The sequence below is a fragment of the Mammaliicoccus sp. N-M50 genome, assembly GCF_022386995.1.
GTDB lineage: Bacteria > Bacillota > Bacilli > Staphylococcales > Staphylococcaceae > Mammaliicoccus > Mammaliicoccus sciuri_A.
The window spans coordinates 191,189-207,257 of record NZ_JAJNJA010000001.1 but is presented as its reverse complement, the minus strand read 5'-3'; the positions used below and the strand labels follow the sequence as shown (position 1 = coordinate 207,257).

12 protein-coding genes are annotated in these 16,069 nt (G+C 28.8%); 7 read left to right on the top strand and 5 right to left on the bottom strand.

Translation table 11 applies throughout. The features are described 5' to 3' along the window. Window positions 1-167: 167 nt before the first annotated feature. The 6 genes from recA to LQ622_RS00945 all read left to right on the top strand — a co-directional run bounded on the left by recA (window position 168) and on the right by LQ622_RS00945 (window position 8,149). A complete protein-coding gene (recA, locus tag LQ622_RS00970; RefSeq protein ID WP_049319417.1) occupies window positions 168-1,181 on the top strand; it encodes a recombinase RecA in 1,014 nt (337 codons plus the stop codon). 217 nt (window positions 1,182-1,398) lie between these two features. After that, a complete protein-coding gene (gene rny / locus LQ622_RS00965; RefSeq protein WP_037587823.1) occupies window positions 1,399-2,958 on the top strand; it encodes a ribonuclease Y in 1,560 nt (519 codons plus the stop codon). Window positions 2,959-3,154: 196 nt separating this feature from the next. Beyond that, window positions 3,155-3,454, top strand: coding sequence for a hypothetical protein (locus tag LQ622_RS00960; protein WP_204188650.1), 300 nt, complete (start codon window positions 3,155-3,157; stop codon window positions 3,452-3,454). Between the two features lie 132 nt (window positions 3,455-3,586). Beyond that, window positions 3,587-4,822 carry a Fic family protein gene (locus LQ622_RS00955; RefSeq protein WP_239774560.1) on the top strand — a complete coding sequence of 412 codons (1,236 nt, stop codon included), beginning with the start codon at window positions 3,587-3,589 and terminating at the stop codon, window positions 4,820-4,822. A gap of 1,231 nt (window positions 4,823-6,053) precedes the next feature. Further along, window positions 6,054-7,265, top strand: coding sequence for a 5-aminolevulinate synthase (gene hemA, locus LQ622_RS00950; RefSeq protein WP_239774559.1), 1,212 nt, complete (start codon window positions 6,054-6,056; stop codon window positions 7,263-7,265). Continuing rightward, the gene (locus LQ622_RS00945) at window positions 7,262-8,149 is read left to right on the top strand and encodes a DMT family transporter (protein WP_239774558.1); all 888 of its coding nucleotides are present in this window, start codon (window positions 7,262-7,264) and stop codon (window positions 8,147-8,149) included. The genes hemA and LQ622_RS00945 overlap by 4 nt, the downstream gene beginning before the upstream one ends. Window positions 8,150-8,362: 213 nt before the next feature. Here the strand turns inward: LQ622_RS00945 and LQ622_RS00940 are convergent, their stop codons facing one another. Next, complete coding sequence (locus tag LQ622_RS00940) at window positions 8,363-9,859, bottom strand: glycosyltransferase family 2 protein (RefSeq protein WP_239774557.1); 1,497 nt, start codon at window positions 9,857-9,859, stop codon at window positions 8,363-8,365. Between the two features lie 357 nt (window positions 9,860-10,216). Between LQ622_RS00940 and LQ622_RS00935 the strand changes: the two genes are divergently transcribed. Next, window positions 10,217-12,526: a CDP-glycerol glycerophosphotransferase family protein gene (locus LQ622_RS00935; RefSeq protein ID WP_239774556.1), complete on the top strand. Its 2,310-nt coding sequence runs from the start codon at window positions 10,217-10,219 to the stop codon at window positions 12,524-12,526. 290 nt (window positions 12,527-12,816) lie between these two features. On the opposite strand, the gene LQ622_RS00930 is transcribed toward LQ622_RS00935, so the two are convergent. Genes LQ622_RS00930 through LQ622_RS00915 form a run of 4 tightly spaced genes read right to left on the bottom strand, consistent with a single transcriptional unit; the run spans window position 12,817 to window position 15,978 of the window. Then, window positions 12,817-13,650 (bottom strand): alpha/beta fold hydrolase, encoded by an 834-nt coding sequence (locus tag LQ622_RS00930; RefSeq protein WP_239774555.1) that lies wholly within the window; start codon window positions 13,648-13,650, stop codon window positions 12,817-12,819. A 16-nt stretch (window positions 13,651-13,666) separates the two neighbouring features. Then, window positions 13,667-14,668, bottom strand: coding sequence for an amidohydrolase family protein (locus LQ622_RS00925; RefSeq protein WP_239774554.1), 1,002 nt, complete (start codon window positions 14,666-14,668; stop codon window positions 13,667-13,669). A gap of 45 nt (window positions 14,669-14,713) precedes the next feature. Next, the gene (locus LQ622_RS00920) at window positions 14,714-15,415 is read right to left on the bottom strand and encodes an SDR family NAD(P)-dependent oxidoreductase (protein ID WP_239774553.1); all 702 of its coding nucleotides are present in this window, start codon (window positions 15,413-15,415) and stop codon (window positions 14,714-14,716) included. Beyond that, a complete protein-coding gene (locus LQ622_RS00915) occupies window positions 15,412-15,978 on the bottom strand; it encodes a TetR/AcrR family transcriptional regulator (RefSeq protein WP_239774552.1) in 567 nt (188 codons plus the stop codon). The genes LQ622_RS00920 and LQ622_RS00915 overlap by 4 nt, the downstream gene beginning before the upstream one ends. Between the last annotated feature and the right edge of the window lie 91 nt (window positions 15,979-16,069).

Here is a 16,069-nt window from a genome sequence, read left to right as displayed (position 1 = left end):
AAAAAATGCGTACAAAAACACGAACAAATATTCGCTTTATGCTTGCAATTTAGAACAAAAGCATTTATAGTAATAATAGCTAATTAAACAAGTAAATTCATTTTATATATATAGGAGGTTATCGCGTGAACGAACGTCAAAAAGCACTCGATACAGTAATTAAGAATATGGAAAAATCCTTTGGTAAAGGGGCAGTAATGAAGCTAGGGGATAATACAAGTAGAGAAGTATCAGCAGTTTCTAGTGGCTCAATCACACTTGATAAAGCATTAGGTGTGGGTGGTTACCCTAAAGGACGTATCATTGAAATATATGGTCCAGAAAGTTCTGGTAAAACAACAGTAGCTTTACACGCTATCGCTGAAGCACAAAGACAAGGTGGCGTAGCTGCTTTTATTGATGCTGAGCACGCACTAGATCCTGTTTATGCTAAAAACTTAGGCGTAGATATTGATAACCTATATTTATCACAACCAGACCACGGTGAACAAGGTTTAGAGATTGCAGAAGCATTTGTTCGTAGTGGTGCAGTTGATATTGTTATTGTCGACTCAGTAGCTGCATTAACACCTAAAGCTGAAATTGAAGGTGAAATGGGAGATACACACGTTGGTTTACAAGCAAGATTAATGAGTCAAGCTTTACGTAAATTATCAGGTGCTATTTCTAAATCAAATACAACAGCTATCTTTATCAACCAAATTCGTGAAAAAGTTGGCGTTATGTTCGGTAATCCTGAAGTTACACCAGGTGGACGTGCGTTGAAATTCTATAGTTCTGTTCGTTTAGAAGTACGTCGTGCTGAACAATTGAAACAAGGTCAAGAAGTAGTGGGTAACCGTACTAAAATTAAAGTTGTTAAAAACAAAGTTGCGCCTCCATTCAGAGTAGCAGAAGTTGATATTATGTACGGTGAAGGTATTTCACGTGAAGGTGAATTAATCGACTTAGCAGTTGAATTTGATATTGTAGATAAATCAGGTGCTTGGTATTCATATAACGGAGAACGTATGGGTCAAGGTAAAGAAAACGTTAAGACTTACTTAAAAGAAAACCCAGCTATTATCGAAGAAATTGATGGAATCTTAAGAGATCAATTAGGCTTTAACGGTAAGAAGAAAGAAGAAGCTAAAAAAGAAGAAAAACCTAATGAGCCTGAACAAGAGACTTTATTAGACTAAATAGTATTTTGTCATTAAATTAAACATTCTATAGATTACGTTTCATTGTGTAATCTATAGAATGTTTTTTTATAAAAATAGAATTAAAAATTAAAGTCCATGTCCTTGACACTTGTACAAATTTAAACGTACAATTGAGTTGTATGATTCCATAGTTTCATTTAATCATATTTTTGTATATATAAGACGTAGAACCTAGATAGAAGGAGGTGTTTATGTGGACTTATTAACCCTCTTACTCATTTTGCTAGGAGTTATTCTAGGTGTTGTTGTAGGATACTTTTTCGCACATAATAGCTTAACGAAAAAGCAAGATCAAGCTCGTCAGTCTGCTCACTATATTATAAGTGAAGCGAATAAAGAAGCTGAGAGTCTTAAGAAAGAAAAGTTGATTGAAGCTAAAGAAGAAAATCAACAAATTAGAGATCATCTTGATAGTGAAATTAGAGAGAGAAGAAGTGACCTACAAAAGCAAGAAGCAAGATTACTTCAAAAAGAAGAAAATTTAGAGCGCAAATCTGATCTTTTAGACAAAAAAGATGAAATTCTAGAAAACAAAGAAGCTAAAATTGAAGAGCGACAACAACAGGTAGATGCAAAAGAGAGTAATGTTCAAGAAATAATAATGAAACATGAACAAGAACTAGAACGCATCTCCGGACTCACACGTGAAGAAGCTCGTAAAGAGCAATTCTCACAAGTAGAAGAAGAACTGTCACATGATATTGCTGTACTTGTAAAAGAAAAAGAAAGAGAACTAAAAGCAAATGTCGATAAAAAAGCTAAAGAACTGTTGTCTATTACTGTACAAAGATTAGCAGCAGATCATACTTCAGAATCGACTGTATCCGTAGTAAATTTACCAAATGATGAGATGAAAGGACGTATTATCGGTCGTGAAGGTCGTAATATTCGTACTTTAGAAACATTAACAGGTGTAGATTTAATTATAGACGATACACCAGAAGCGGTTATATTATCTGGATTTGATCCAATTCGAAGAGAAATCGCTAAGACAGCCTTAACTAATTTAGTATCTGATGGACGTATCCATCCAGGTAGAATTGAAGATATGGTTGAAAAAGCGAGAAGAGAAGTGGATGACCTAATGAGAGAATCAGGTGAACAAGCGACATTTGAATTAGGTATTCATAACTTACACCCAGAATTGGTTAAAATTTTAGGACGTATGAAATATCGTACAAGTTATGGCCAAAGTGTACTGAAACACTCAGTAGAAGTTGCACAACTTTCAGGAATGTTAGCAGCTGAACTAGGTGAAGATGTTACTTTAGCAAAACGTGCAGGTTTATTACATGATATTGGTAAAGCTATTGATCACGAAGTTGAAGGTAGCCATGTTGAAATAGGGGTAGAACTTGCAAAGAAATATCATGAACATGATACAGTCATAAATGCAATACACTCACATCATGGGGATGTAGAACCAACATCAGTTATTTCTATACTGGTAGCAGCAGCAGATGCGTTAAGTGCTGCAAGACCTGGAGCTAGACGAGAAACTTTAGAAAATTATGTGAAACGTTTAGAAAGATTAGAAGAAATATCAGAAGGTTATCAAGGTGTTGAAAAAGCATTCGCAATACAAGCAGGTAGAGAAATTAGAGTAATCGTTTCTCCTGAAGATATTGACGACTTGAAAGCACATAGAATAGCTAGAGATATTAAAGATCAAATAGAAGGCGAATTACAATATCCAGGGCATATTAAGGTGACAGTTGTCCGGGAAATGAGAGCTACTGAATACGCTAAGTAGAATAGTTCTCAAATTTTAAAACCCTAACCGAATGCGGTTAGGGTTTTTTATGTTGTTATCAAAAAATCTTTTGCACAATACAAAATTATAGTATAATATATATGTATAATATGGAAGTGTAAAAATATTTAATGTAATTTAAACTGAAAATGATAAAACCATTCATAGTAGATTTATATAAAGTGAGGTGTGATATATGAATAATGACTACGTAACTAGAGCAGAATTTCAAATGCTAGAAAAACATATGAACACAAGATTTGATCTAATAGAAAGTTCTTTAAGAGAAGTGAAAAACGAATTGAAAAATGATATCAAAAGTGAAAGTCATCAAAGAATGAGAGAATCTGAATCATTAAAAGAAGATATTATCAATTTAGTAGATCAAAAAATTAGCGCCAACATTAGTAATATGAAAGACGCTCAAAATAAATGGTTTATAGCAACCATACTCGTCGTACTCGGATTAGCAGGAAGAATATTTGGTGTTTATTGAGAAAATTATAGTTCCATCAATGATATTGTATTTTAGCTATTGAACTAATTCTATGATTTTAGCTATTTTGAGTATATAATGAATATATCTAATGAACATATTCGGCATATATGTTAAATAGGAGTGAAATTAATGAAGTATAAATCACTTAAAACGATTTTTCATATGTTTGGAACAGATGTTATGCAAGCAGAATATGATATGAGAATCAGACATTATTCAAGTTACTTATTAGATATAAACATTAGTCCCATGCAAGATGAAAAACAATTGCTCGATATACAATATCCATTATTTTATTCAATAAATAAAAGCTTGTTTAAGCAGTATGAAAGAATTCTATTAAATTCATCTAAAATCAAACAATTATCTGCTAATCTCCCTAGAATAGCAACACATGCATATATTAATAAGTTATTAATTAACGAATTACAAAGTACAAATGAAACTGAAAATATTAAAAGTACTAAAAAAGAAATAGCTGAAGCATTAAATAATACAAGTAAGAAAGATAAAAGGTTTACTGGATTAGTCACTCAGTATTTAATGATGAAATTTGGAGAACTTGATCTAAATTCTGTTGCAGATTTCAGAAAAATATACGATGAAATTGTTTCTGATGAAATCAAAAAAGATGAACATCCTGACGGTAAGATGTTTAGAGCTAGTAGTATAGGTGTATTTGATCATTCTAAAAATAAATGGGTTCATAGAAATGAATATAGTGAATCGAAAGTAATAGAATTATTAACAAAGCTTATAGATTATATAAAAAGTCATGAATCACCTGAACTTATTAAAATTTTAGCAAGTCATTATATTTTTGAATATATACATCCATTTTATGATGGGAATGGGCGTATTGGTAGATATATAATAGCTAGAAAATTAAACGATTTATTAGACCCATATACAGCACTTACATTTTCTTATTCTGTAAATAATAACAAGTCTAAATATTATAAAGCTTTTGTCGATACTTCGAATTATTTCAATAAAGGCGAATTAACTAATTTTATTGATGATATGTTGAGTATTTTAATTGAAGGACAAGAAAATATAATTGATAATTTTGAAGAGAATATTAATATTATCAATAAAATACAACTAGCATTACACAACAAACATTATGATAAGTATGAATATAAAATATTATATATTTTGCTACAAGATAAAGTATTTGGTAGTAAATATTCAAGAATTACTTTGAAAGAACTACAAAAAGCTTCAGGTTATTCAAGAGGAAAGATTAATAATGTTATTTCTAGCCATGAAGAAAAATTAATAAAAATTAAAAGTAAACCTGTTATATATGAAATTAGTGATCAATTTATGTATAGTTTACTATCTGAGAATATTAGGAAGTAAAAAGAAACTTAGACATAAATCCTAACTCTAATTAATTAACACCTCATTTACTGATTTATTCAGCAAATGAGGTGTTATTTTTATAATCTATGAGTTTTATTCGTTCATGCTTGCCTAGAGTATGGCTAGAGCCTGTATTCTCTCATTCATACTATTTCTTCAGGCATTAGCACTTTACAAAAATTTTTATATTAGTATGTATATTAAGTAATATAAAAAGAAAAATCAACTAACGTAATAAGTTTAGTTGACTACTAATCTTATTACGTTTCATTATGCAAAAATAGTAGTAATGAAAAATTAGTTTTGGTCATATTTAAGATGATTAAAAAATATAAATATTTTTACCTCTATATTTATAAGATATACAAAGAATAATTAGTATAAATATTATGTATGGAAATATGTCTTTTGAAGTATCTTGAGTAGCTAAAAACAAATTATTTGAAATTAAAATGGTAATACCTTGGAATAAAGTATAGAACCTTAAAATAGAAAAAATATGAATAAACAACTTTTTTGTTCATATTACTCCTCCTTATAGCTATAATATTAGTTGTAAATTGAGATATTTCTTTTATAATTAGGACTATTTCTATATAAGTATCTATTTTGATATCAATGATAGGTATATAGAAATATTTTTTTATTTATGAAAAAAATGTCAAAATCCATGAAAGAATTTAATTTATTTCTTTTTTAGAACGCGTATAGTATTTACGATTGTTAATAATGTCCAGAAAACTGATGAAATTAAAAGTAATTATATTTTATAATGGTATCCTTGTCATTCTATAGTAAAGGCATTGTTAATTCAGTAATTAACAACGTGATTATAAAAGTAAATACACATGTAAGTAATGACAATATAAAAAACTTTCTTATTTTATGACCTAAACATTTTAAATCGCTATTAACTGATCAAACCTTTCATCCTACTAAAGTTTATTTATCTGTTTTCAAAAGAAAGTTTGAGATGTAATTCCCATCTATTATGTATTCCTAACTAAAATCAAAAACTGCAATTAAATTATACGAACAAAGTAGATTTTCTATTTCCATAATCTCCTAGTTTAAATTTGATGAGAATTCTTATCTTATTTTGAAAAGAACTATTGAATTGAATTTTAGATTGAATTAAAATATTAGCATACCATTAATTGTTAATAAATGGATATTATGTTATAAATTGATATATTATTTAAGGATTAATGATAAAGGGGAATTGGTTATGTATAAAGAACTATTTTATAATAAAATTTCAGAGTTGAAAGATAGTGGGAATTATAGAGAATTTATAGAAATTAATAGAGTATCTTCAAAATATCCCTTAGCTAAAAATGAGAATGGTAATGAGGTTATAGTTTTTTGTAGTAATGATTATTTAGGAATGTCTCAAATTTCAGAAGTAATAACTGCGATGAAAGTAGCTCTTGATTCTTTTGGAGCTGGTGCAGGCGGCTCCAGAAATATTGGTGGAAGTCATAAGTATTTTAAATTAATTGAAGAAGAATTGTGTGACTGGCACCAAAAAGAAAGTTCTTTAATATTTCCAACTGGATATTCTTCTAATGATGCTGCTTTACAAGGATTATTGAGAACATTCCCTGAAATGATTGTATTTTCAGATGCCAAAAATCACGCTTCAATAATCAATGCATTGAGAAGCGTTAAAAATGAAGTTAAAATTTTTAATCATAATGATATTAACCATTTAGGCGAATTACTAAGTGAATATGATATAAACATACCAAAATTAATAGTTTTTGAGTCTGTTTATTCAATGGATGGAGATGTAGCTCCTATTAGAGAAATAGTAAAACTGGCAAAAGAATATAATTCACTTACTTTTTTAGATGAAGTACATGCTATTGGTATGTATGGTAGTGAAGGGAAAGGATACTCAGATCTATTGGGTGTTCAAGCAGATATTGATGTTATTCAATCAACAATGGCAAAAGGTATTGGAATAATAGGGGGCTATATAGCAGGAGAAAAATGGCTGATTGATGTTATTAGGTCATACTCATCAGGTTTTATTTTTACTACTGCCCTTCCTCCAGCAATTGTAGCAGGATGCCTTAAGAGTATAAAAATTGTGAGGAAAAATGATGGAGAGAGAAATAAACTACATAGTAAAACAAGAAAACTCAGAGAAAAATTAAAATTAAATGGTATAGAAGTTTTAGAAGAAAGTAGTACGCATATTCTTCCTGTAATAATAGGGGATTCTCAAAAGTGTAAAGATGCTGCTAAAATGCTTTTAGAAGATTTTGGTATATATGTCCAAGCAATTAATGCTCCAACTGTTGAAAAAGGTACAGAACGATTCAGAATTAATGTAACGCCTAATCATACAGATGAACAAATTGATTTATTAGTTGAATCGCTTGTTTACGTTTTTGATAAACTTGATATTAAGCGTGGACAAGAGATATTATGAATTATTTGATGTATTTGTTTTGTATGTTTGTGTGGGGTTTGAACTTTATTGCAGTAAAAATACAAGGGAATAGTGTCGCTTTAGAAATTTCATTATTATATAGATCAGCTATTGCTTTTTTGTTATTTTTAATTTTATTCTTTTTGTTATATAAAAAAATAAATTTTATGCAGGTTAATTTATTTTCTGTTATAGGTTTTGGATTGTGTAATTTCACTTTAAGTTACTTGCTTTTATATTATGGAACATTTTACAGTTCAGCAGCAATAGTTACTTTATTGTTTTCTATGAAAGCTATATTAACACCAATATTTATAAGCATAGTATTTAAAACAAAAATAGCTAAGAGAATTTATTTGGGTGGATTACTAGGTCTTATCAGTGTGGTTGTAATAATTTATCCAGATATAAATAATTTAACACCAAAGTTTATTATAGGTATTTCATTTGCAGTATTAGGTACAGTTGTAACATCTATTGGCGATGTATTATCTTTTTATAATAGTCAAAAAAATATTAATCCAGTGATTTCTAATGTAATTGGTATGTTTAGTGCAGTGGCTTTTATGATAATTTATACATTAATAAAAGGTAGTGTATATGAAATACCAAATGAGTTGAACTTTTGGATTGGTTTAATTTATTTATCGGTTTTTGCTTCTTTCTTTGCCTGGTTGTTTTACTTGAAACTAATAAGTAACATTGGTGCAGCTGAAAGTGGATATATGGTAGCAATGTTTCCAGCGATAGGTGGTATGGCTAGCGTTATTATGGGTGAGTCTAGACTCAGTGTTAATTTAGTTGTAGGTGTTATTCTAGCATGTTTTGGTGCGTATTTAGCGCTACGTAAATCAAAAAAATACTCAAACTATAAAATTGATTAGGGATACAACTTTTAAATCAATAAATGATAAAATATAGTATATAGTCAAAAGAAAATAAAAAAACACTTTCGTTGAATTCATACTAAAATGATTTTATACGAAGGTGTTTTTTCTATGAGAAGAGTAGTATATTCAGTTAAAACAAAATATGAAGTAGTAAAGAATGAAAAATAAAACATACAAGGTTACATCATCAAAGTGAATTTTGTATGTTTATTTATGTTGCTCTACAATATGATTACTTGTATTTAAACCAACTTCAGGGACTTGTATTGCAGGTTGGTTATCGTGTTCATAAATACCTGGTGTTTGGTAAGCTTCTTCACTTGTTTCTATACTAACTTTAGAGTGGGGTGTTCTAATCCAAGTTTGTTGATTTGGCCATGTAAATAAACCGAATAATTGTACGATAAAATCAGTTATCATAAACCATTGTAAAGATAGTACAATTTTGATTGGATTAATATTTCTAAGTTTTGCATAGACACTATACAAAGGTAATATGACGAAACTATAAATAATAAGTAATGCGTTTATTCCTGTAATATAAAACATGTAATCATTCAATAAATGCAATGCACCTAAAATATTCAAAGCTGCTAATGTTGATACCAACATGTGATGATGGGTTAATAATATAATATTAATGATGAGCACTAAAAATATTAAGAGTATATGAAATGCTTTACCCATACTCATTAAGAAGAATATTTTGTCTAAGTATTTAATATTTAAAGTCATAATAAATTTCTTAGTTAATGGCAAAATTTGTTTGAAAGCAACGTACCAATGACCTTTTATCCATCTATGTCTTTGTACCATACTTACTTTTGTTTTTTCTGGCTTTTCATCATAAATAGACGCATGGTCATTCCATAATATACGTCCGCCATCATTGATAATCTCAATTTCCATTTCTAAATCTTCAGTAAGTGAATCAAATTTGAAACCGCCTTTATCAATTAGCCAATCTGTTTTCACAAAAAATCCTGTACCACCAATTGAATTAGGTAAGTTTAATTTATATTTTGCTAATTGCATAAATCGATTATTTGTCCAAAATACAACTGAGTAGGCTAAACTCATAAATTTAGAGTAGTTTTTACTATCAAGATAAGTTTGAATTGCTGTTGGTCTACCTTTAGTAATAAATTGTGAATTAACTTCTTTTAAAATATTTTTACTAACAAAATTATCAGCATCTAAAACCATAATCATGTCATATTGACGTTTAACATTTTCAAAACCTAATTTTCTAAGTGCGTATTGAATACCTGCAGGTTTACCAACACCTTCTCGTTCAAATTCATTTTTAATAGTATCTACTACAAGTACATTTTCATTTAAAGCAATTTGTGTTGTAAGATCAGTAGAGTTATCACTAACGATGCATATATCATATAAATTTTTATCGTAATTAATTTGTTTAAGATTTCTAATTGTTTCCCGAATCACACTTTCTTCATTATGAGCTGCAACTAAAATTAAAAACTTTGTTCTATCTTGTTTAATAAGGTAATCTCTTTTTATGTTTTTAAATCCAAAAAATGAAACAATCATATTATATGAATATACAATTGTGAAATAGAATGATAGAAGCATTAATCCCGTAAATATAATAACTAATAAACCTTGCCCTCCCCAAAGCATTGGTATAATCGTTATCAAAGCTAAAAAACACAACCACAATAGATAATTTAATTTTTTCATAATTTGTCTCCTTAAAATAATAACTTTTGTAGTATACATTTGGGGATATGTTCTAGGCAAGATAAATAAATTAATAAATTGTGGTTTATTGAATATATGCTCACATTAAAATTTCATAAATATTATAAAGTCACTTAATGATGAATAAATAAACATGTATTTATTGTAAATACAAGAGAGGGAGCTTGAAAAATGAATTTATATACGTTGTGTCTAAAATGTGACATTTTAAAAAAGTGAAATTTTTAGAAGAAGGTAAAATTCATAAGTTATAAAGTTAAAATTGTATGTATGTTAATATAATGATTAAGTTGGAATTAAAATTAATACAAGTCAAAATAATGGGGAAGGTATGTAATGAATATAAAAAAGATTTTTAATGAAGTTTGTTTAATAGAAAAAAATACAAATGATTTTTTAAAAATTAAAATGTTTGATAGCGATGAATTTTTCTATATCACTCCAAAATACTTAGATTTACGAGAACATGCCATTAAAAAGACTAATTTTGAAGATAACATTTTAATGATATTAGAAATCGATCAAAAGATTTTATATGTTCATATTAAAAATGGCATGATTTATATTTCACCTTATTTAAATGGTAATACAGAAAAAAGTTTAGATATTAGCATTGAATCATATTATGACAAATTTAAAATTCAAAAGACTAAATACGCTTATGAAGTATTAGATGAGAACAATAATAAATATGAATTAAATGAATCAATTTTTTTGAAAGGATACTCAAAAATCGATTCATTAGAAAGAATTCATTCTAATGAACCTTATATTTATTTAAAGATTAGATATCATCACATAGTGAGTTTTTTAGAGTATACGATTTCTAAAAAGGAATTTTCGTTAAAAACGTCATATGTTCAGATGATAGATTTGGAAGGGAACTTAGGTTTTAATTTGATATCTAACAACACTTTTGAACTTTCTAATTTATCAAATGAAGTCATAAAGATAAGCGAACTTATTAAAGAAAAACATTTAAAAATAAAATCAAAAATTGCTTTGCAAAATTTTAATCCTATCATTGTTAAATTAAATAATAGACTATTAACTATTTCATACAATAGTCCAGATTTAATAAATATTGAACAAGATCTTGTTGAAAAGCCGACTTTCAATGTTTCACATATTAATTCGAGTAATACAAGGCATGGAATTAAATTTAGTGGGCATATAGATTATAAGTATCATTTTAATAATCTTTTTAATAACGTTGTGACACGTGATGGACTCATATTATCCAAAATTAAGTGGAAAGATAACGGGGATTTTGAATTTGAAGTTTCCAAATATAAACTAAAGGAATTAAAAGAAGTTCATAATAACTTATACTTTGCTTATAACGAAATCATAATACATCCGCTTATTGTAGATAATCTAGATGATTTAAAGAATACAGTATTATGTACAAAAAATCATAAAAAAACATCATATATTTCAAGAATAAGTGCAGTTGATAAAGCGGTTATTACATCAATACCTAAATTACCTATTTATAATCAATTCAATCAATTTAAAATTAGCTTATCGAAAAAAATTGCTGATTCTGTTTTGAAATTTAAAAAGAAAAATGTAAATTTGTATTTTGAAAAAGATGCTTCAAGTGCTTCTGAATCAGGGTTTGTAATGTTTGAAGCAATTAAAAAATTAGAACATTTAAACTCAGTGAATAAATTTGTTATCGATAAGAAATCTAGTAGTTATGAAATTTTACGAAAGCAATATAAACACGATATTTTAAAACGTTTTTCATTCAAACATTATTATTATGTGTTTATGGCTGATCATTTTATTTCTAGTGAACTTAGCAATCATGTTATAGCAACCAAAACTTTTGATAATCTACTTTCTAATAAAATAAAAAAGACACCATTGTACTTTTTACAACATGGTATTATGTTTGCCAAACCTGTAGAAAATCCACAAGGTAGGAGTTTTTATAAAGAAAATCAAAATAATAATTTAGTAAAGAGTGTTATTAGTTCTGATTTAGAAGCTTTAGAATTTTATAAAATGGGATATGATAAACAGGATCTTATGAAAACAGGATTGCCTAAATTAGATCATGCATATCTTAATAAAAATGCAAATAAAATAGCATTTATGCCAACTTGGAGATATTGGGAAGAGATGTATGTTGTAAATAATGAGATAGAAAAAACTTCATACTATCAATCAATTATTGAAGTAATCGATGCATTTGAAAAAGCAGGTTTACTCGATAGATTATTGATCGTACCTCATAATAAATTTGCCCAGTACTTTAAAGAAAACTTTAAAAAGTATGCTCATATTATTGATACTAATCCAACAGAAGCATTAAAAAATTCTATTATTTTTATTACAGATTATTCGTCTATTATATATGATGCTATTTATAGAGGTGCATATCCAATATTTTATTGGAAAGAAAAAGATTACTTAATCAAAAATTATAAAGCAACACCACCCCTAAATGAATCAAATGCACCAGGACCAATTGCTTACGATGAAGCGGAATTAATTGACGAGATAAACAAAGCAATTGATGGAAATTATATTCTAAATGAAGTATATAATTATAAGTATGAAGAAATTAACGAATTTAAAGATAATCAAAATACTAAAAGAGTTATTGAAAAGTTGATTGAAGATAAAGTTTTATAGTATTAGATAGGGTATAGTAATTATATAATATTTTTTATTTAGTGGAATATAGGAGGGAGATATAATGGTTGATCTGTTAAAACAGTTGATATCTTTTCTTATGGATACTTTCTCTGTATGGAGTGGTACACCTAAACTAAATATTAATTTTACTAAAAGAAAAAAAGTAAAGAAATAGCTTATGTTTAAGTATTTACATGAGTAAATAAATATATAAACTCAATCACACTTTGTACAAAAAAAGCATCGCATGCCATTCGTTTATGAGTGACATGCGATGTTTTATGATATTATAACCACATTTTTGTTAAAGTTTCTGCAAATCCTTCTGGTTTTTGAACATAACCTAAGTGTCCACCTGGTATATCGACGATTTTAATACCTGTTTGTTCTTCTATATAGAAGTTAACGTCTTGTGGGAATGAACCTACTGAATCTGTACCGTTTAATAATGTGATAATATCTTTATGTTTTGATAAATCTTCTAATGTAATATCAGAATGTGTATATTGTCTGATTTCATAATTTGCCCAGAAAATCATATGTTCGTATTGTGCTTTTTGTGCTTCATCGTCTTCTGAAACTGGTTTAGACATGTCTTTAGCATCAATTGCCGAGATGTTTAATGTTTCTCCAAATGTTTTCATGCCTTTCTGTAATCCTTCTGATGCAATTTGTTCTACGATTTGATCATTTTTTTCTTTCCAATATTGACTATCTGGAAGGAAAGTATTGATGGGTGGTTCATGGAATGCAATTTGTTTAACAACTTCTGGATAATCTTTTAATACGTGCATCGTAACGATTGATCCTGAGCTTGAACCTAATATATATACTGGCTCATCACTTAAATGTTTCGCAAGTTCTGCAACATCTTGTGCGTCTCGTTTAACACGATAGTCATCGTCTGGATTTTGTGCACGTTCTGGAAGCGGTTCTGTTAATTCACTATGTCCGTAATCTCTTCTATCTATAGCAACAACTGTAAAACGATCTTTCAATTGTTCGGCTAAAGGTAAGAATATATCTCCAGTACCGTTAGCACCTGGGACAAGTATTAAAACAGGTCCTTCTCCAACTTTATAGTAATTCAAGTTTGCGCCTTGCAATTTTAATGTATTCATTATATTGCCTCCATTTTTAAAGTTTTAATAATTTTTGTGCATTTTTAAAACTAATCTTTTCTTTTTCTTCAGTTGTTAAGTCTAATTCATCTAAGAATGTACCTAATTCTTCAGGTTGAATATAAGGATAGTCTGCAGAATATAATATGTGATCAACACCGACTGCATTTTTAACCATTTCAAATTGAGGTTTAGTTAACATACCACTTGGTGTAATAAAGAAATTATTTTTGAAGTAGTGACTTGGTTTATGTTTTAAGTTTGGTGCATAAATTGTTTCATCCATTCTTTCGTAGAAGAATGGCGTGAATTCTCCCCAATGTCCAATAATCATTTTTAAGTTTGGATATTTGTCCATAATACCACTTAAAATAATACGCATTGCATGTACACCAACATCAACATGCCAACCATAACCAAAACAAGCAAATGATCCAGCAGTAGCATCTGAATATTGATCACTTTGATAATAAGCTTGATATGCTTCGTCACTTATTGGCGCTGGATGTAAATAAATAGGTACATCTAAAGCTTCTGCAGTTTCAAAAATAGTATGGAATTCAGGACTATCTAAAAACTTACCATTTGGACGACCAAAGATGAGCGCACCTTTAAAGTTGAGTTCATTCACACATCTTTTGAATTCTTCAGCAGCTGCTTTTGGTTCATTAATAGGTAATGTAGCAAATCCTAGAAAACGATCAGGATATTGATCAATATATTTTTTTAACTTGTCATTTGTATATCGGCATAATTCGATTGCTTTATCACCAGTAAGAAGGGAAGGTGAGCCATTACCGTAAGACAACACTTGGATTTGTACATTTTGTTCATCCATAAACTTAATGCGTTGGTCATGTTGATTAATTTCATCTTCATTCGTAAAACCAGTTTGATGTTCCAGTGCTTCTAACATCGCTTTTAATGGCACACCGTTTTCTGATGGTTGAATAATTTTACTCATTTGTTCTTGAACTTCTTTTAATACAAAATGTTCTTCGAAATTAATACTTTTCATTGTTAGAACTCCTTTTAAAATTAATTGAAATATAATTTGTTTATATTACCAAGGCATTGTTCCATTAGCATCTATAAATGTACCTGTAGGACCGTTTTGATCTATTGTCGCAAGTTCAATAATTGCTTTAGCACCTTCAGATACTGGTTTAGATTGGTTACTTGCATCTCCAACTAAGTCTGTATTGGTTGAACCTGGGTCTGCTGCATTTATTTGAATATGTGGTAATCCTTTTGCATATTGTACCGTTAACATTGTGACAGCAGATTTTGAAGAGCAATAAGCAAGTGAGTTAACTTTGGATTCCATAGTTTCTTCATTTGTAACCATTCCAAATGAGCCTAATCCACTGCTAACATTAACAATGACAGGTTGCTCAGATTTCTCTAATAATGGAATGAACTGATTTGTCACACGTACAATACCAAATACATTTGTCTGATAAACATTTTCCATATCTTCAGGTTTAATATCTCTAACTTTAGTAAAACCACCAGAGATACCTGCATTATTAATGAGAATATCTAAATGTCCTTCTTGATTAAGAATTGTTTCTGCAGCAGATTTAACTGATTGATCGTCTGTTACATCTAATTGAACGTAATCAACACCAATATCCTCTGCTGCTTTTTTACCACGTGATTCATCGCGAGAACCGATATATACTTTAAAACCTTGTTCTTTCAATACACGCGCTGTTTCAAATCCTAAACCTTTGTTTCCACCTGTAATCAGTACATTTCTCATTGTTCATCGTCTCCTTGATAATTGTTATAAAATAATTGGACAAGTGCATTACGAAGTTCTTCATTAGACATTTCCCTATTTTCTGTTAAAAATTCATAATTTTTAGTCGTAAGTGCATTTAATAGGATATCTACTTTGAATGTAATGAAATGTTCATTGTCTTCATAATTAAATAGATTTGAATAATAGTCATGTAACAGTTGATAGAATTCAGTTTGTTTGAAATCCTTTTTACTTGTACTATTTTCAACACACTTCAGTAATGCTTGATGTTCCATTTTGAACTGTAAAAATCGATCGATTGACTGTATAAAAATCATTTTGTTTGAATGCTCTTTTTGTGAAATTGTGTTTAGATCCGACATGAACATTTCAAAATCATTTGAGATTAATTTGTAGCAAAGGGCACTTTTATCTTCAAAATGTCTATAAAGTGTTCCCATGCCTATATTGAGTTCATTAGAAATTCGTTTCATGCTGATATTTTCAACACCAAATTCAGTAAAAAGTGCTTTAGCTTTCGTTTCTATACGATGTTTATTTTCTTCGGCATCTCTCCTCATGTTGACGCCTCCTTGCTTTTAAATTGACAATCGGATACCTGTCCGTTTATTATATGAAATATAAAGTTAAAGTTCAAAGAATTTGAATTGA

What these genes read in the sequence shown, in the direction of transcription:
- recA (WP_049319417.1), top strand. Translation starts at nt 168, where the DNA reads ATGGAAAAATCCTTTGGTAAAGGGGCAGTAATGAAGCTAGGGGATAAT.
- LQ622_RS00960 (WP_204188650.1), top strand. Translation starts at nt 3,155, where the DNA reads ATGAATAATGACTACGTAACTAGAGCAGAATTTCAAATGCTAGAAAAA.
- LQ622_RS00955 (WP_239774560.1), top strand. Translation starts at nt 3,587, where the DNA reads ATGAAGTATAAATCACTTAAAACGATTTTTCATATGTTTGGAACAGAT.
- hemA (WP_239774559.1), top strand. Translation starts at nt 6,054, where the DNA reads ATGTATAAAGAACTATTTTATAATAAAATTTCAGAGTTGAAAGATAGT.
- LQ622_RS00945 (WP_239774558.1), top strand. Translation starts at nt 7,262, where the DNA reads ATGAATTATTTGATGTATTTGTTTTGTATGTTTGTGTGGGGTTTGAAC.
- LQ622_RS00940 (WP_239774557.1), bottom strand. Translation starts at nt 9,859, where the DNA reads ATGAAAAAATTAAATTATCTATTGTGGTTGTGTTTTTTAGCTTTGATA.
- LQ622_RS00935 (WP_239774556.1), top strand. Translation starts at nt 10,217, where the DNA reads ATGAATATAAAAAAGATTTTTAATGAAGTTTGTTTAATAGAAAAAAAT.
- LQ622_RS00930 (WP_239774555.1), bottom strand. Translation starts at nt 13,650, where the DNA reads ATGAATACATTAAAATTGCAAGGCGCAAACTTGAATTACTATAAAGTT.
- LQ622_RS00925 (WP_239774554.1), bottom strand. Translation starts at nt 14,668, where the DNA reads ATGAAAAGTATTAATTTCGAAGAACATTTTGTATTAAAAGAAGTTCAA.
- LQ622_RS00920 (WP_239774553.1), bottom strand. Translation starts at nt 15,415, where the DNA reads ATGAGAAATGTACTGATTACAGGTGGAAACAAAGGTTTAGGATTTGAA.
- LQ622_RS00915 (WP_239774552.1), bottom strand. Translation starts at nt 15,978, where the DNA reads ATGAGGAGAGATGCCGAAGAAAATAAACATCGTATAGAAACGAAAGCT.